We start from the raw sequence: 15,643 nt of genomic DNA on the forward strand, positions 1-15,643 counted from the left end.
GAGTCAATGCGTATCTCCAGCTCGTCAGGGCTTTTCGCAGGTAATCGCGTCCTTCGTCGGTTCCAGTGCCAGGGCATCCACCGTGGATCCTTAGTATCTTGACCTTCTTTCGATTTCATCACGGCAATGACTTTGCTAATCGCCGTGTGGTTCGCTCTTCTTGCTCTTTCGCTTCTCGGTTGTCATGCGTCTCGCCTCGTTCGAGGCTCAGAAACTATATGCCCTGCTTTGAGATCTGTCAACTCCCTGTTGCAGATGATCTCTCAATGAACGGCAAGCAGCGTCCAGCACAGCTCCAATTCATTTCGAAAAACCGCGCGCCTGCCTGCGCCACCTTGCCCGACTGGCCGCGTTGCCCTAGCAAGGGCTCAGCAGTTCTCTGGCGCCCTCCTCCAGCAGTGCCATGCATAGGGAGCACGCCTGTCTGCCCGCTTTGACCGCATAAGCAAGTTGCAGAAAAGGTCGTCAGTCGCCGGAGAACCTGAGTTCGTCTGCTTTAAGGGAGTATCCCGACTGTCCGGCTGGGTGAGTCATACGCCGGACATCCGCCTGTAGCATGGTTGCTATGACCGTGGAAGTGAACGCGCCCCGTGTGGGTGTAGTGATGGGCAGCCGCAGTGATTTCGAGACGATGCAGGGCGCACTGGAGCTTTTGCAGCAACTGGATATTCCTTATGAGGTGCGTGTTCTGTCGGCACACCGCACGCCGCACCTGCTGGCGACTTATGCCCAGCGGGCCGAACGCCTGAACCTGAGTTGCATCATTGCCGGGGCGGGCGGCGCGGCCCACCTGCCGGGAATGCTGGCAGCGTTCACGCGGGTGCCCGTGCTGGGGGTTCCGGTTCAGAGCAAGGCGCTCAGCGGTGTGGATAGCCTGCACAGCATCGTGCAGATGCCCGCCGGGGTTCCGGTGGCGACGTTTGCTATTGGGCAGGCCGGAGCGAAGAATGCTGCGCTGTTCGCTGCCGCGCTGCTGGCGACCACAGACGCGAAGATCCGCGAGAAACTCGACGCCTTCCGCGAGAAGCAGACGCAGGCCGTGCTGGATGATCCTTTCTTTGAAGGTCATCCCCAGGCGGGTGGGATGTGAGACAGGTTCCATCTGATTTTGCAACAGGCGCGAAAACACCGAAATCGCCGTGCTGCCCTACTGTTTTGCAAGTTAAATTTCATCCTGTTAAAAATGGGATTCGACTGGAGTTCCTATGAAAGAGCGGACACTGGGCATTCTGGGGGGTGGGCAACTGGCGCAGATGTTGGCCCTCGCGGCTATTCCCCTCAACGTGCGCGTGGTGGTGCTGGAACCCGACGCGCAGGCCCCGGCGCGCCTTTGCGCAGAGCACCTGGCAGCGCCGTACACCGACCCGGTGGGACTGAATGAACTGGCCGCCTGCGAGGCCGTGACGCTGGAATTCGAGAACGTTCCGGTGGAGGCGCTGGATGCCCTGCATGGACGCGTTCCGGTGCGTCCCGGCGCGGAGTTACTGGCCCGCAGCAAGCACCGCGCCCGCGAAAAACAGGCCCTGCGTGAGGCGGGGGCCGACACAGCGCCGTTCATCGTGATCGAGTCCGCGCCGGAATTGCAGGGGGCCCTGAAGCAGGTGGGTGGGCGCGGCATCCTGAAAACTTCTGAACTGGGCTATGACGGCAAAGGACAGGCACGTGTTTCCTCCGATTTCGAGCTGGGGCAGGCCTGGGAAGCGCTGGGCGGCGTGCCGTGCGTGCTGGAAGGCTTGGTGAACTTCGAGCGCGAAGTGAGCCTGGCTGTGGCGCGTACCCCGGACGGACGGGTGGCTTTCGGGCCGCTGATCGAGAACGTTCACCGGAACGGAATTCTGCGCACGAGCATTTATCCCGCGAATGTTCCAGCCGGCACCGAAGAGAAAGCGCGGGAGATGGCACGGGCGGTGGCCGAACACTGGGGGCTGGAAGGGCTGATGACCCTGGAATTCTTCCAGTTGCCCAGTGGCTCTGCCGGAGAGGGACGGCTGCTGGTGAACGAGGTGGCACCCCGTGTACACAACAGTGGGCACCTGACACAGGACGGCGGGGGCGTCAGCCAGTTTGAAGCGCAGGTTCGCGCTGTGCTGGGCCTGCCTCTGACGGACTGGAAACCTCTTCACCCCTGCGCCATGGTCAATTATGTGGGTGTGGACGGCGCAGAGCCCGAATGGGAGGGCATCGATGCACTGGAAGGCACGCGCGTTCACCTGTACCACAAGGCGCACCGCCACGGGCGCAAACTGGGGCATGTGAATCTCGTCGCGCCGGATGCCGAGACCCTGCGGCAACGCCTGGAGCAGCTGGAGAAGCTGATTCCCTGACCGTCCGATACGCGAATTTCAGGTGAATGTCGCCTCATGGGGCGTCAGCTTCACCTCTCTAGGCTGGTCGATGTGAAACGTTTTCTGCTTCCCCTGCTGACGCTCTCGCTCACCGTGTCCGCGCAGGCTGCGCCTTTTACCCTGACGCTGAGCACCAGCGAGCAGAAAATCGAGAAGGGGAACGTCAGGAATTACCCGATCAGGAAAGCGTGGGTGCTGCCCGCTGACGGCATTGCCGCAAGCAAGAAGCACCATAAATTCAGTTCTCAGCTGTCCGCGAAGCTGAGCGGCATCGAGAAGCAGGTCAACGCCCGTCGGCCTCTCCCGGCGACCTTCAAGAACGTGGGCGGCACCTGGATCGCGGCGGATCAGAACGGCTGGATTTTTGACCGCGACGGCACGAAAGCCAACATCCTGAAAGCCATCAAGGCCGGGAAATCCAACGCCCAGGTGGCCTTCAAGGTGGTGAAACCTCAGCGCAGCGTGCAACTGCTGGCGCAACGGGGCGTGCTGACTTATGTGACCACCGGGCAGAGCAGTTACGCGGGCAGCCCGGCCTTCCGCGAGAAGAATATTCTGGTGGGCGCCAGCAAACTGGATAACTTCTTCATTGCACCCGGCCACGTGTTCGACTTCAACAACGAAATCGGGCAGATCGACGCCAGCACCGGGTACGTGAAGGGCTTCGTGATCAGCGGCGGCACGCTGGCCAAGGAGGACGGCGGCGGCATCTGTCAGGTCAGCACCACCATCTTCCGCGCGCTGTACAAGGCCGGGCTGCCCATCGTGGAACGCCACGACCACAGCCACCGCGTGAAGTACTACGACCCGGTGGGCTTCGAGGCCACCGTGTACGCCCCGGATCTGAACCTGAAAATGAAGAACGACACCGGCAAGTACCTGTTCGTGCAGGCCGGCTGGGACAGGAATGCCCAGACTCTGCGCTTCGACATTTTCGGCGCGAACACCGGACGCAGCGTGAGCCTGAGCAAACCCGTGATCACGAACTTCAAGGCCCCACCCAAGAAACCCACCTACATCCAGGACACGCGCGTGGCCCTGAACACCCGCCGCCTGCTGGATCAGCCCATGCAGGGCATGACCAGCGTGATGACCCGCACCATCAAGGTCAAAGGCAAGGCGGTCAGCAGCGACAAACTCAAGAGCACGTACCGGCCGTGGGCCGCCGTGTACGGCGTGAACCCGAAAGACAAGCGCCTGAAGTAAGGGGCTGGGTCAAACAGGCCATAGCGCGGATGGCGTGGGCAGCACAAAACGGGATGATACGTGGGTGACTGACGCTGACTTTCCCTTTCCTGAGCTGCCCACAGAATTTCGTACCGCCCGCCTGCTGCTGCGTGCTCCCCGCCCCGAGGACGCGCCGGCGCAGGTAGAGGCTATTAACGCCAGCCTGCCGGCGTTGCAGCCGTGGATGGCGTGGGCGCAGGAACCCCAGACCCTCGCGGACGCACAGGAGAACCTGACGCGGGCTGCCGAAGCCTATGCGAAACGCGAGAACCTGCGCCTGCTGATCTGGAACGCGGACGGCACGGAACTGATCGGCAGCAGTGGATATCACTCGCTGGAATGGGATATTCCCAAAGGGGAAATCGGATACTGGATCGCCACCGCCCACACCGGGCAAGGGTACGCGCAGGAAGTCACGCAATTCCTGACCGAGTACGCCCTGGACATGCTGGGCTGGCGGCGTATTGAAATTCGCTGCGACGCCCTCAACGAACGCAGCGCCCGCATTCCCCGACAGCTGGGATACACGCTGGATGCCTGTTTGAAGAACGACGAACGCAGCGTGAGCCACCCGAAGGAACTGCGCGACACGCTGATTTTCAGCCAGGTGAGGTGAAGGGCCCAAAAAACTCTCTGGTGGAGGCTTGTCTTTGAGACGGTTAGACCCTTGCATCTGCGGTGCGCCGGGGCTTGTTACCCTCGTGGCATGACACTTGTTTCTGCGCTGCTGGGGTTCGCCGTGGTGGCGGGCCTGATGACCATTACGCCGGGGTTGGATACGGCGCTGGTATTGCGGAGTGCCATAACCCAGGGTCGAAAAGAAGCGGTGGTGACGGCGCTGGGCATCTGTACGGGTGTATTGGTGTGGGCAGTGGCGGCGGCCGTGGGCATTTCGGCTCTGCTGACGGCGTCTGAAGCAGCTTACACGGTGCTCAAGGTCGTGGGGACGGCGTACATGCTGTGGCTGGGGTTCGGGATGCTGCGGGCGGCATTTCAGGCAAAACCTCACGATCCGGCCCCCACGCCCACCCTGCCTGTTCAGAAAACAGGTTTGCCAGAGTGTTTTCAAAGCGGTCTGCTGACCAACCTGCTGAATCCGAAAGTCGGGGCGTTCTATGTGGCGCTGCTGCCTCAGTTCATGCCAGCGGACACGCCTCACCTGCTGGCGGGCGTGCTGCTGGGCCTCGTGCATACCATCCTGGGAATACTGTGGCTGTCGCTGCTGGCCTACACCGCTCACAGGGCCAGAGCGTGGCTCAGCCGTCCAAAAACGCAACGTCTTGTGGACGGCATCGCTGGAACGGCCGTCATTGGCTTCGGATTGAAACTGGGCCTGTCGCGCCACTAACAAAAATTCTGCCCCCTCAGCGATGAAATCACTGGGAAGGGTCGAGCGAAGCGAACAGGAACAAAAAGCGTTCCGGACGTGCAGTGACCCCTCCGGCGCTCTGCCGCAGGGAGCAGGGAACAAACGGGATGCCGATGAGCTTAACCAGTCATCATCGACCCGCGGCCAGCCCCCTTCAGAACACGCCTTCCGCGAACAGTTGCCGCACGCGCTCCAGATCCATGTCGAGGCTGAGAAGCACCATCAGGAGAAGGCGGGCTTTGTGGGCGTTCAGGAAACTGGCGGGAATGGCGCCGGCCTGTACCAATGTGGCGCCGCCGCCTGCGTAGCCGTACACGGGCAGAACCGGGCCGGCGTGCGTGCGCGTGGCAATGACCACGGGTTTCTGTGTCGTCTGCACCGTTTCCTGCACCAGGGGCAGAAGTTCTGGCGGCAGGTTCCCTGTTCCCAGCGCGGCGATAACCAGGCCGTCGGCCCGCTGGGCGGCCTCGGCGTAGCCCTCCCCCTTCCAGCCGGCATAGGCATACAGAATCTCGACTCTGGCCGCCAGCTCTTTGGGGCCGAAGGTGGGGCGCGGTTCGGGTGAGGCGAAGTAACGCACGTGCGCCGCGTCCTCGACCCGGTCGATGCGGCCAATGGGGCCGGGATAGCCCCCAAAAGCGTCCACGGCGCTGGTATGGACTTTCGTGACGGTGCGCGCGTCGAAAATGTCCCCGCCGAACACCACGAGCGGGCCGCGTCCTTTCGTTTCGGGATACAGGGCGACCTGCGCGGCGTCCAGCAGGTTGCCGGGCCCGTCCCAGGAGGCTTCGGCGGCGTGGCGCATGCTGCCGGTCAGCACCACGGGAAGGTGCGGCGGCAGGGTCAGGTGCAGCAGGAAGGCTGTTTCTTCCAGCGTGTCCGTGCCGTGCGTGACGACCACACCGTCGGCGTGCGGCGCGACTTCCTCGATGAGTTGCGACACCTGGAGCATGTGCGCGGGCGTAATGTGCGGGCTAGGCAGGTTGAACGGCTGGTACTCCCTGACCGTCACGCCACTCAGGCCTGGCAGGTCTGGGGCTTCCTGTGGTGTGACGCCGGGGCCATCCGGATTGGGGCGACTGGCGATGGTTCCACCCGTGTGAACGAGTGCAAGACGCTTGGGCATACGCGCAGAGTAACGAATAAGCGGCGCAGCGTGCTTTACCCGGGAACCCTGCCCCAGTGGCATGGTTCAGGACTGCCGGACTGAGCATCTGGCTGATCGGCGGCCTCGACCAACAGCTCGTCCAGTCCGTCAGAAACCAGGAAAGGAAAACCTGCTCTAATAAGCGGCCCTTCACACGACTGACCATCATATGCTTGAAGGTCATTTGGCGCGGGGGAAGCCAGGCAGACCGTCCAACGCCCGAAACGACTCTTGCCCAGTACCAACAACGCTCCCCAGCCGGGTAGGGGGTGGAGAGAACCACAATATCCCCATCATCCTGAATCCCTCTCCCTCTTGCTACCCTCGTGGCATGACTGCTTCCGACACTCCTTTCCGCAATAAGCTGGACGCCCTGGCAAAAGCTTTAAAGACGTACCACAAGGCCTTGCTCCACTTTGCGCGGGGTGAGTACGAGTTCCTGCACGGCCCGGTGAAGAATGAATTCGAGCTGTACTCACTGGTGATGAACAACCCGGATTTTCAGTGGTTGCGCCCGCTGTCGGGCTTGATGGCCACATTGGACGATGTGCTGGACAGCAAGAACACGACCCTGACGCAGCGCAACGTGGATGACGTGAAGGGCGCACTGGGGCTGCTGTACAGCGATACGGACGCCCGGTTCGCGGATTTCCGGGCCGGCTATGCCCGCGCGAAGAGTGACCCGGCGGTGCGAGAGACTGAAGCAAAGTGGCGCGAGTTGCTGAACGGGCTGGAGGCGTAACCTTCTGAAGCGCCCGCAGGCGATCAAGCCTGACGCGCGTGGAGAAACGCAGCGAAAGCTGGCTGGGTGACGTAAAGGTTGCGGAGACGAACCATCCGTCGATGTATTTCCTACCGCCGGAAACCTTTGTGCCGAGCGTGCTATCCCGCACACGGGGTGGCAGCGTGATGAGTGGCGAGGTAACTGACTAGCCGCTTTCGGCAGGCGGGTTTTACGACAGGTGATTCATCCCGGATATGGTGGGGCCGTTCAAGGAAGAAGTGGAAACGGCAGGTGGATAAAGTCATGGAGAAAAAGTCTTGAAACTGGTGGTGGGCCTGGGCAATCCGGGCGGACAGTACGCGCAGACGCGGCACAACGTGGGCTGGCTGGTGGTGGATGAGGTCGCCCGCCGCGCCGGGGCAACCTGGCGCAAGGACGGCCCAAATGCCGAGACGTGCGAGGTCAGGTTGAGCAGCGAAAAGGTGTTGCTGGTAAAGCCGCAGACGTTCATGAACGCTTCCGGGAAAGCTGTCATCCCTTACCTTCAGTTCTACAAACTGGAGGCGGAGGCCCTGCTGGTCGTGCAGGACGACCTGGACAGTCCCTTTGGCCTGATGAAATTGCGCCCCAGTGGGCGGCACGGGGGGCAAAATGGCGTGCGGGACATTATCCGGCTGCTGGGGCACGATCAGTTCCCGCGCCTCAAGGTGGGCATCAACCGCCCCCCGGCGGGCCGCGACCCGGCGGACTGGGTGTTGAGCAAGTGGCGTGACGAGGAGAAACCCACGTTGGAAGAACTGGTGCGCCTGGGGGCGAACGCCGTGGAAGTGTGGGCAAAAGCTGGCCTGGCCGAGGCCCAGCAGCAGTTCAACAGCACGGACTTGCGGCCAAAACCCGAGCCGGCACCGAAACCCGCTGAGCCGGCGGTGGTGGAACACGACGCCGAGAGCGTCTAATTCAGAATCCACTCTCTGATCTGCGTTTCCGTGAGGTTGCTACCGCACAGGATGGTGGCGACCTTTTTCCCATTGAACTGCGGCGGGTGTGCCAGGAGAGCGGCGACCCCCGCCGCGCCGGAGGGTTCCACCAGCAATCCTGCATGCCGGTACAGGAGTTTCATGGCCTGGATGAGGTGCGCGTCGTCCACCAGCAGCACGCTGTCCACGCTGCCCTGCATGTCGGCCACCGCTTCGGGAATGGGGACGCGCACGGCGATCCCGTCGGCAATAGTGTTCACGCTCTGTGGCTGCACCAGTTGCCCGGTCTGCCAGCTTTCGCGCATGGCGCTGGCCCCGCTGGCGCTCACGCCCACGACGCGGGTGGCGGGCGAGGCGGCCTTGAACCAGCGCCCCACGCCGTTCAGCAGGGCACCGTTCCCGAGCGGGATGGTGATGGCGTCGTAAAGTCCAGCGTGCTGAAGGAGTTCCATACCTATGGTGCCGTGGCCTTCCGAGACCGCTTCCTGCCGGCCGTCCTCAATCATGAGGGCGCCAGTCTCGTGTGCAAAGGCTTGGGCGGCTTCTTTCGCGGCGTCGAAGTCATCGCCTGCCTGACGGACTTCCGCGCCCAGGAGGCGCATTCGCTCGACTTTCAGGGGGTTGGCGTTCACACTGGCAAAAATCACGATGTCGCGCCCGGCCGCGCGGCAGGCGTAGGCCATCGCCTGACCGAAATTGCCCGCGCTGCCGCACACCACCAGGCGGTGATCTCCCTGCGCCGTCAATTGCCGGATCAGGTAACTCGCGCCGCGTCCCTTGAAACTGCGAATGGGGTTGGTGAACTCCAGTTTCAAGGTGAGTTCACAGCCCAGCGCGGCGCTCAGCGGCTCGCAATTGAACTGCGGTGAATTCAGGAACACCGGGTCGATCACGCCCGCGCTCTGGCGGATGTTCTCCAGTGAAAGGCGGTGCCTGGGTCTTCCCTCCCCCACCAGTTCCGCGTGCCGCGCCATGGGTTGCAAGGCGTCTGGCCCATGTGCCCGATCCGTCATCAGAATGCCGTCCAGATGGTCGATCTCGTGTTGCAGCAGTTCCGAGAGATCCGGGGGAAGGTTGAGCCACTCGCGCCTCCGCCCCTGCTCGTCCTGATACGTGAGGCTGATGCTGGTGTGCCGCTGCACCCTTACCACCACGTTGGGAATGCTGAGGCAATCGTCCCACACCTCGAACAGTTCGTCGCTGCGCCAGGTGATGGACGGGTTGATGAGGGTCACCGGCCCCGCACCCAGATTCAGAGCGATCAGGCGTTTCAAGATGCCGATTTGAGGCGCGGCAATGGCCCGCCCGAACCCCATTCGCGCCCGGAAATCATTCAGCGCCGCGTGCAGTGCGGCCACCTCCACCGCCAGTTCTGGTTCGTTGAAACTGACCGACAGGGCCTTCTCCCGCAAGACCGGGTGAGGGACGGTCAGGATGGGCCGCAGGTCAGGCGAGGTCATGCCCGGCATTCTAGGAGGGCTGAAAAGCAGTCCCGGCGCCTGAGCCGTTTTATTCTGTCGCCGTGACGAAAACTGATTTGCGGTTGGATGTGTTGATGCAACTGTCGGATTTGCCGGGCGTGCCGGGCAACGAGGACGCTGTGCGCAAGTTCGTGCTGCGGGAACTGGAGGGCCTGGCCGACGCCGTGCAGGTGGACGCCATGGGGAACGTGATCGCCTACCGCAAGGCGACCGCCAAGGCGAAAAAAGGTCAGAAAAAAGAGCGCGTGATGATCTCGGCGCACATGGACGAGATCGGGTTCCTGGTGCGCCACGTGGACGAGAAAGGCTACCTGCGGGTGCAGCAACTGGGCGGGTTCGACACCCGCAACCTGTTTGCCCGGAACGTGACCGTGCATACGCGCAGCGGCCAGCTACCGGGGATCATGCAGCCGGGCGGCAAACCCGTACACATCGCCGGCCCCGAAGAGCGCAAGAAAATCCCGGAAGTCAGCGAATTCTTCATTGACCTGGGCCTGGACGGCGACGAGGCCAGGCGTCGGGTGCGCGTGGGTGACATGGTGACGCTGGATCAGACCGCCCGTCAGGTGGGCAATCTGGTGTGCGGCAAGGCCATGGACGACCGGGCGTGCGTGTTCATGGCGCTGGAAACCCTGCGTCTGCTGAAGAAGACCTCTTTGAAGCACGACCTGTACGTGGTCTTCAGCGTGCAGGAAGAAGTGGGCCTGCGCGGCGCGATCACGGCGGCTTATGGCGTGGAACCCACGATTGGCATCGGGCTGGACGTGACGTTGGCGGTCGACCTGCCGGCCCTGGGCGGCGGCCCGCACGAAGCGGTGACGCGCCTGGGCGACGGCATTGGCATTAAAGTCTTCGACAGCAGCATGATCAGTACCCGCTGGCTGGTCGACGACTTCTATGACCTGGCCGAGAAGAACGGCATCAAGGCCCAGCTGGAAGTGCTGCCGCTGGGCGGCACGGACGGCGGGGCCATTCAACGCAGCCGCGCCGGCGTGCCGACCCTGACCCTCAGTATCCCCACCCGGTACATTCACACCATCGTGGAAAGCGTGAACGCCGACGACGTGAAGGCTGGCGTCGACCTGCTGGTGGCGTACCTGGCGTGAAAGAGCTTATCCCCTCTCTCACCCGCTTAAGTTAAGGTTCCATAGAGGCCCCCCGCGCCACTTCTACGGTCGGGGGGCGTAGTAGTGTCCGGTATGGACTTGTTTTCCGGGATTCTCTCGTCGCTGGGGTTGTCAGGGGCGGCGGGCCTGAACGCTTACATTCCGCTGCTGATGGTGGGCGCGCTGAATCACTTTGGGGTGATGCACCTGGCCGAACCGTACAGCCTGCTCTCGGAGCCTTGGGTGATGCTGGTGGTGGGCCTGCTGGGCGTGCTGGATTTCATCGGGGACAAGATTCCGGGGGTAGATCACGCGCTGCACGTGGTGGGCGGGCTGGTAAATACGGCGGCGGGTGCCATTCTGTTCGCCTCGCAAACGGGCGTGGCGGAGATTCCCCCGGCGCTGAGCCTGGTGCTGGGGCTGGTGGTGGCGGGCGGGGTGCATGCCACGCGCACGGCGGTGCGTCCGGTCGCCACGGCGACCACGGCAGGCCTCGGAAACCCGGTGCTAAGTGCCGCCGAGGATGTGGGCAGCCTGACCCTCAGCATTCTGGCGATCTTCATTCCGATCCTGGCAGTGGTGTTCCTGGTGCTGTTCGTGGTGGCGGCCTACCGCCTGTACGTCCGGTTCAGAGGACGTCGCCCCACCCTTTGATACCGCAAAGAAAAGCCCCGCTGCGAACACGGCGGGGCTTCTTGTTGAGTGTGCTCAGGTCTGGCGGCGACGGAAAAGACCCAGGCCGCTTCCCTCCGTTGCAGGCGTGACGCTGGGGGACGTCACCTGCTCCAGTTCGTGCAGGGCGCTGCGCAGCCACTCGGGAACGTTGTCCACCAGCTGGGCCTGCGGTACCCACAGCGCACTTTTGAACATGTCTGGCTGCGGGTTCAGGATGCCGGAGCAGTATTCCGTGCCGAAGATCAGGTTCATGCGCAGGGTGGGGTGCTCGGGACGGCCACTGCGGCTGATGTGGCTGCCCACCAGCCGGAAATCCGACACGGCGATGCCCACCTGGGACAGCAGGTGGCGGCGCAGGCCCGTTTCCACCACACCCAGGCCGGGTTCGGTATCCAGCATGATGTGGCCCGGCAGGCTTTGCGGGCCGCCCGGCAACAGAAGGTGATGGGGCCGAACTAGCAGCACATTGCCCTGCTGGCGCACCAGTGCAAAGACAGCCAGACGATAGGTGGGTTTAGGCGGCAGGCTGGGCGGGATGGTCATAATTGTCCTCTGAGGCGGCGTTTTTCTGAGGGACTGAACTCAAGTCTAAAGATTAACCGTCACAATCTTCTTTCACTGTGTGCGTTCACCCGGTTCAGCGGCGCCGTGAGGACGTGGGCACGCAGCGCCGTGACGAGCTCGTAAAAGGCCGCGTCGTGCGCCGGATTTGTCCAGGCGGGCGACTGAACCAGCAGCAGCCCGGCCACCTCCTGTGGGTGCGGCCAGCTGGGGGGGCGGGCCAGGGTCACGCGCCCGAGAACATCTGCCGGCAGCAGCCCCTCAAGTTCGGTGCGCGTGCGGGCCAGGTCATAGCCTTCCGCGACGGGAAGGTGGGCGTGCCAATCGGGGTAGTGGCAGGCGTAGTTGCTGATTTTCCCGGCTTGCAGGGCCAGGCCGGCCCAGTTGCCGGGCCTGACGCGGGCGGGGTCGCCGCTGAGACTGCCCAGGTCGTGGTGCGAATCGACGTTCAGCACCGGCTGAGGGGGAAAAAAGTCCAGCCAGGCCCAGGCGTCGGCGTGACTGAGGGCCACCCAGGCGGGTACTCCAGCGTACTGCCTCAACGCCTGCCAGCCGGAATAAAGCGGAAAGTCGTGCGCCAGAGCGTCCCAGGAATCACCCTGGCGCTGACGCACGCGCCCACGCCAGGCCTCCAGGCGGTCATGGTCGCGGTCACGGGTGCCCCAGATGGGGGCGTCGAACACCAGTTCGCGCGTGCCGCTGAAGGCGTCCCAGTCCACGCTCAGCAGCACGCGGCCTCCGTTTCACGCGGCGCGTTATGCTGGGCGGGATGAAACTGCTGCTGATCGTTCCGCATCCTGATGATGAAGTGTACGGTGCGTCAGGCACCCTGATGACGTACCTGCGGGACGGACAGGCGTGCGGCCTGGTCACCCTGACGCGCGGCGAGGCGGGCCGCACGCTGGGGCTGTGCGACGGCCCCGAGGAACTGGCCCGCATGCGCGAGGTGGAGTTGCAGGCGTGCCTGGAGGTCATCGGTCTGCCGGTTCACGAGCAGCACGCTTTTCCGGACAAGTATCTGAAAGACCAGCCGCGAGAACCCCTGATGGCCGTGGCGCGTGAGGCGATGCAGCGCCACCAGCCGGAGATCGTGCTGACTTTCCCGCCGAATGGCAGCAACGGCCACCCGGATCACGTGACCACCCACCAGATCGTGAAGGCCGCGTGGGACAGCTTGCCAGCAGGTCAGCGGCCCCGCCTGTGGTATTACGCCAGCGACACGCCCCCCGAAAACGAGGCGCTGCTCTCGCAGTGGCTGCCGCCCAACACGCGGCATGACGTGAGCGCGTTCGTGACGCGCAAATTGCAGGCCATCGCCTGCCACCGTTCGCAGGCGCTGAGCACCGTGGATTTCATCCGGAAGTTTCCGCACCGAATCACCAGCGAAACGTTTTACGAAGTGCAGGGCTGACCCGCCTTCCGATGGTGCCGTGACGTTAGCGGCACAACACCGCCATGCAAACCAGTCACCAGCTGAGACGGATTTGAACACCTCTACGTGAAGTTCGGGAACCGCAACCGAATTCATCGTGGGCCGTTCAAACCCGTCTTTTTTCACTCCCGCCCGTTCGGAACAACAGAAGACAATTGCCTGCTCTTGTTCAAATTACTTCAGGGTTTTGCTGACGAGTGAATTGGTGTAGAAGTCGGTGGCCCTGGCCCCGGCAGGCAGTTTGCCCTGCTTGACCAGGGCCGCCACTGCTTTGGCCCAGTTGGTGGGGGTGCTGGCCCCCAGACCGTTCTGGGCGGTGTAGGCGCTGGTCATCAGGGGCGTGCTGGCTTTCAGGACATCCAGCGTGCCGCCGTTTTTCCCGAAGACCGACTGGGCGGTCTTGAACGCCTGAGCAGGGCTACCGACAGTGAACTTCAGGCCGCGCTGGCTGGCGCGCACGACCTGCTTCGCCAGGGTGCCGCTGAGGTTTTTCTCCAGCGTGATCAGGCCGACGCCCACCATCGGGTACGCGCCCGACAGGTCGAGCGTATTCACTTTCGTGCCTGACGCACGGAGTTGCACCACGTCGTTGTTGATGTACCCCACGGCGGCGTCCACTTTTCCGCCGCGCACGGCGTCCAGCTGCGTGTACCCGATCGAGGCCAGCTTCACGTCCCGGCCGTCCTGAAGGTTGGCTTCGTCCAGCACCGCCTGAATGGCGTGGTAACTGCTGCCGTAAGGGCCAGGAATGCCTACCGTCATGCCCTTCAGGTCAGCGGCACTTTTCAGCGCTTTGGTGCTGAACACCGTCACGGGCGACTTCTGGTACATCGCCATGACGTACTTCACGGGCGCCCCCTGGTTGCGGGCGAAAATGGCGTCCTCGGGATCGCCGACCACGAAATTCAGTTTGCCCTGCAGCAGCAGAGGCATCAGCTCGTTGATGTAGCCGTGCTGAAAATTGACGTTCAGGCCCTCGGCCTTGAAGTAGCCCAGTTTGTCGGCCACGTAAAAAGGCGTGAACTGCACGTTCGGGATGTACCCCAGACCGATGTTGACGGTGCGGGTCTGGGCACTGGCCGCCGTGACGGTCGCCAGCAGAAGGGTCAGCAGAGTGCGTTGCATGGCGCGAGTATAGGCACACCACCTGAACGGAAATTGACGGCCCCTTACGCTGCTCTGAATAACCGGACGCCCAGCCGCCGGGGCTTTTGCCAGGCCGGTCTGTGGCACCATCGACAGATGGATCTGGACTCATGGCAACCAAGGGATATTGCCCGGCGACTGGCCACGGTGGTCGCCAGCCTGATCGGCGTCACGGCCTTCCTGGCGCTTTGGCTGGGCCTTCCCACCCATTTTCTTCTGGCCATGCTCGGAGGAGGAGGCCTCGGGTTCCTCAGTTTCCTGCTGGTTCACCCGCTGCTCCGTGCCTTCTACCGGTAACCCCCGCCTGGTTCACCCTTCACGGGGCATGTCGTTTCCTGCGGCCCGGCATGAGGTAGAGTGCAGGTTACGGCTTGCGCACCGCCTGAAAGGCAGGCCCGCGTGGCAAGCATAAGGAGTGGAGTACAGATGACCAACGATGAACAGCAGCACGAGAACGTGCAGACGCCCGAAGAATTGCGCGACGTCCTGCACCAGCTTCAGGGTGAGCCCGACGAGGATGAGGTCTTGGATGCCCAGGAAGCCGCTGCGCAGGGCACCGAGCACGACGACGACGACCAGGAAGGCGAAGAAGACGAGTACATCGACGCCGACGACCTGCTGGAACTGCTGGGTGAACTGAAGGAAATGATGGAAGCGCAGGCCAAGGAAATTCGCGGTTTGCGCCGTGAAATGCGCGAAATGCGCGAGGCCGGCGGCGCAGGCGCGGCGGCGAGCGGGAGCAGCTTCCGCGGCGGTGACCGCAATGAGCGCAGCTTCGGTGGTGACCGCCAGGGCGGCTTCCGCCCGCGCGAAGACCGTGGGGGGTATCCGGGCGGCGACCGTGGCGGCTTCCGTCCCCGTGACGACCGCGGTGGTGACCGTGGCGGTTTCCGTCCGCGCGAAGACCGTGGCGGATACCAGGGTGGCGACCGCGGCAGCTTCCGTCCCCGTGACGACCGCGGTGGTGACCGTGGCGGCTTCCGTGGTGGCGACCGCAGCTTCGGTAGTGACCGCCAGGGCCAGGGCGGCGGCTTCCGTCCCCGTGAAGATCGCGGCGGCGACCGCAACGACCGCAACTTCGGTGACCGTGAATTCCGCCCGCGCGACAACGACGCTGGCAACGAGGGCGGCTTCCGTCCCCGCGCCCGCGCCGATCGTGGCTGGGGCAACCGCCGCAACGACGAGTAAAACAGCTCTGGCCTGATTCCGACCCTTGATGGCAAACCACCATCATGGGTTTCTGTTGCTGCAAAGCACACCGTTTCTGGCTGACCTGCCTGCCGGTCAACTCCGGCACATCGCTGGCGCCAACCCAGAGCCGTGTCACTTCAGACCCCTTCTCAGCCTTCCTCGTCCTGGTGGAGCGGAAGGCTTTCTTATTGTCCAGAACAGCGAAACCGGCATCACCGGAGCTGGGCTGCCAGGCGGGCACCAACAGCTTCCCAGCTCAGGC

Annotated in this window: 17 protein-coding genes and 1 rRNA gene; 12 read left to right on the forward strand and 6 right to left on the reverse strand. The window is 63.3% G+C overall.

Annotated features, from left to right (window positions below; genetic code table 11):
- A 23S ribosomal RNA gene (locus tag E5Z01_RS09145) occupies positions 1 to 104 on the reverse strand; the annotation flags it as partial.
- A 461-nt stretch (positions 105 to 565) separates the two neighbouring features.
- On the opposite strand from E5Z01_RS09145, the gene purE reads away from it, so the two are divergent.
- From purE to E5Z01_RS09170, 5 genes are all read left to right on the forward strand, one after another.
- Entirely contained in the window at positions 566 to 1,090 is a 525-nt protein-coding gene (purE, locus tag E5Z01_RS09150) for a 5-(carboxyamino)imidazole ribonucleotide mutase (RefSeq protein WP_240738269.1), read from the forward strand.
- Between the two features lie 115 nt (positions 1,091 to 1,205).
- Positions 1,206 to 2,324 carry a 5-(carboxyamino)imidazole ribonucleotide synthase gene (gene purK / locus E5Z01_RS09155; RefSeq protein ID WP_135229088.1) on the forward strand — a complete coding sequence of 373 codons (1,119 nt, stop codon included), beginning with the start codon at positions 1,206 to 1,208 and terminating at the stop codon, positions 2,322 to 2,324.
- A gap of 72 nt (positions 2,325 to 2,396) precedes the next feature.
- Positions 2,397 to 3,551 (forward strand): VanW family protein, encoded by a 1,155-nt coding sequence (locus E5Z01_RS09160; RefSeq protein ID WP_135229089.1) that lies wholly within the window; start codon positions 2,397 to 2,399, stop codon positions 3,549 to 3,551.
- Positions 3,552 to 3,615: 64 nt separating this feature from the next.
- A complete protein-coding gene (locus E5Z01_RS09165; protein WP_135229090.1) occupies positions 3,616 to 4,188 on the forward strand; it encodes a GNAT family N-acetyltransferase in 573 nt (190 codons plus the stop codon).
- Positions 4,189 to 4,278: 90 nt separating this feature from the next.
- Positions 4,279 to 4,920, forward strand: coding sequence for a LysE family translocator (locus E5Z01_RS09170; protein ID WP_135229091.1), 642 nt, complete (start codon positions 4,279 to 4,281; stop codon positions 4,918 to 4,920).
- Between the two features lie 175 nt (positions 4,921 to 5,095).
- Here the strand turns inward: E5Z01_RS09170 and E5Z01_RS09175 are convergent, their stop codons facing one another.
- A complete protein-coding gene (locus tag E5Z01_RS09175) occupies positions 5,096 to 6,067 on the reverse strand; it encodes an asparaginase (protein WP_167757845.1) in 972 nt (323 codons plus the stop codon).
- A gap of 352 nt (positions 6,068 to 6,419) precedes the next feature.
- Between E5Z01_RS09175 and E5Z01_RS09180 the strand changes: the two genes are divergently transcribed.
- Both E5Z01_RS09180 and pth read left to right on the forward strand, forming a co-directional pair.
- On the forward strand, positions 6,420 to 6,830 hold the full coding sequence (locus E5Z01_RS09180) for a hypothetical protein (RefSeq protein ID WP_119765476.1): 411 nt from the start codon (positions 6,420 to 6,422) through the stop codon (positions 6,828 to 6,830).
- Between the two features lie 299 nt (positions 6,831 to 7,129).
- Positions 7,130 to 7,768: an aminoacyl-tRNA hydrolase gene (pth, locus tag E5Z01_RS09185; protein ID WP_135229093.1), complete on the forward strand. Its 639-nt coding sequence runs from the start codon at positions 7,130 to 7,132 to the stop codon at positions 7,766 to 7,768.
- Here pth and E5Z01_RS09190 read toward each other — a convergent pair.
- A complete protein-coding gene (locus tag E5Z01_RS09190) occupies positions 7,765 to 9,249 on the reverse strand; it encodes a pyridoxal-phosphate dependent enzyme (protein WP_167757846.1) in 1,485 nt (494 codons plus the stop codon). The genes pth and E5Z01_RS09190 overlap by 4 nt on opposite strands.
- 62 nt (positions 9,250 to 9,311) lie before the next feature.
- Between E5Z01_RS09190 and E5Z01_RS09195 the strand changes: the two genes are divergently transcribed.
- Together E5Z01_RS09195 and E5Z01_RS09200 are read left to right on the forward strand one after the other, a co-directional pair.
- A complete protein-coding gene (locus E5Z01_RS09195) occupies positions 9,312 to 10,376 on the forward strand; it encodes a M42 family metallopeptidase (RefSeq protein ID WP_240738270.1) in 1,065 nt (354 codons plus the stop codon).
- A gap of 93 nt (positions 10,377 to 10,469) precedes the next feature.
- Positions 10,470 to 11,030, forward strand: coding sequence for a DUF4126 domain-containing protein (locus E5Z01_RS09200; RefSeq protein ID WP_135229095.1), 561 nt, complete (start codon positions 10,470 to 10,472; stop codon positions 11,028 to 11,030).
- A 54-nt stretch (positions 11,031 to 11,084) separates the two neighbouring features.
- Here E5Z01_RS09200 and E5Z01_RS09205 read toward each other — a convergent pair whose 3' ends face one another.
- Positions 11,085 to 11,594 (reverse strand): hypothetical protein, encoded by a 510-nt coding sequence (locus tag E5Z01_RS09205; RefSeq protein WP_240738271.1) that lies wholly within the window; start codon positions 11,592 to 11,594, stop codon positions 11,085 to 11,087.
- A 59-nt stretch (positions 11,595 to 11,653) separates the two neighbouring features.
- Complete coding sequence (locus E5Z01_RS09210) at positions 11,654 to 12,343, reverse strand: arginase (protein ID WP_135229096.1); 690 nt, start codon at positions 12,341 to 12,343, stop codon at positions 11,654 to 11,656.
- A gap of 38 nt (positions 12,344 to 12,381) precedes the next feature.
- Here E5Z01_RS09210 and E5Z01_RS09215 point away from each other — a divergent pair, with 38 nt between their 5' ends.
- Positions 12,382 to 13,023 carry a PIG-L deacetylase family protein gene (locus tag E5Z01_RS09215; protein WP_240738272.1) on the forward strand — a complete coding sequence of 214 codons (642 nt, stop codon included), beginning with the start codon at positions 12,382 to 12,384 and terminating at the stop codon, positions 13,021 to 13,023.
- Positions 13,024 to 13,218: 195 nt separating this feature from the next.
- Here the strand turns inward: E5Z01_RS09215 and E5Z01_RS09220 are convergent, their stop codons facing one another.
- Positions 13,219 to 14,169 (reverse strand): ABC transporter substrate-binding protein, encoded by a 951-nt coding sequence (locus E5Z01_RS09220; RefSeq protein WP_135229098.1) that lies wholly within the window; start codon positions 14,167 to 14,169, stop codon positions 13,219 to 13,221.
- A gap of 117 nt (positions 14,170 to 14,286) precedes the next feature.
- On the opposite strand from E5Z01_RS09220, the gene E5Z01_RS09225 reads away from it, so the two are divergent.
- Together E5Z01_RS09225 and E5Z01_RS09230 are read left to right on the forward strand one after the other, a co-directional pair.
- Complete coding sequence (locus E5Z01_RS09225; protein ID WP_135229099.1) at positions 14,287 to 14,487, forward strand: hypothetical protein; 201 nt, start codon at positions 14,287 to 14,289, stop codon at positions 14,485 to 14,487.
- 129 nt (positions 14,488 to 14,616) lie between these two features.
- Positions 14,617 to 15,378, forward strand: a complete 762-nt coding sequence (locus tag E5Z01_RS09230) for a hypothetical protein (RefSeq protein ID WP_135229100.1) — start codon at positions 14,617 to 14,619, stop codon at positions 15,376 to 15,378.
- Positions 15,379 to 15,643: the final 265 nt, after the last annotated feature.

This window comes from Deinococcus fonticola, from assembly GCF_004634215.1.
GTDB classification, from domain to species: domain Bacteria; phylum Deinococcota; class Deinococci; order Deinococcales; family Deinococcaceae; genus Deinococcus; species Deinococcus fonticola.

Bases quoted from the DNA above. Each gene is read 5' to 3' on its own strand.
- purE (WP_240738269.1), top strand. From the start codon at position 566: ATGACCGTGGAAGTGAACGCGCCCCGTGTGGGTGTAGTGATGGGCAGC.
- purK (WP_135229088.1), top strand. From the start codon at position 1,206: ATGAAAGAGCGGACACTGGGCATTCTGGGGGGTGGGCAACTGGCGCAG.
- E5Z01_RS09170 (WP_135229091.1), top strand. From the start codon at position 4,279: ATGACACTTGTTTCTGCGCTGCTGGGGTTCGCCGTGGTGGCGGGCCTG.
- E5Z01_RS09175 (WP_167757845.1), bottom strand. From the start codon at position 6,067: ATGCCCAAGCGTCTTGCACTCGTTCACACGGGTGGAACCATCGCCAGT.
- E5Z01_RS09180 (WP_119765476.1), top strand. From the start codon at position 6,420: ATGACTGCTTCCGACACTCCTTTCCGCAATAAGCTGGACGCCCTGGCA.
- E5Z01_RS09190 (WP_167757846.1), bottom strand. From the start codon at position 9,249: ATGACCTCGCCTGACCTGCGGCCCATCCTGACCGTCCCTCACCCGGTC.
- E5Z01_RS09200 (WP_135229095.1), top strand. From the start codon at position 10,470: ATGGACTTGTTTTCCGGGATTCTCTCGTCGCTGGGGTTGTCAGGGGCG.
- E5Z01_RS09205 (WP_240738271.1), bottom strand. From the start codon at position 11,594: ATGACCATCCCGCCCAGCCTGCCGCCTAAACCCACCTATCGTCTGGCT.
- E5Z01_RS09215 (WP_240738272.1), top strand. From the start codon at position 12,382: ATGAAACTGCTGCTGATCGTTCCGCATCCTGATGATGAAGTGTACGGT.
- E5Z01_RS09220 (WP_135229098.1), bottom strand. From the start codon at position 14,169: ATGCAACGCACTCTGCTGACCCTTCTGCTGGCGACCGTCACGGCGGCC.
- E5Z01_RS09225 (WP_135229099.1), top strand. From the start codon at position 14,287: ATGGATCTGGACTCATGGCAACCAAGGGATATTGCCCGGCGACTGGCC.
- E5Z01_RS09230 (WP_135229100.1), top strand. From the start codon at position 14,617: ATGACCAACGATGAACAGCAGCACGAGAACGTGCAGACGCCCGAAGAA.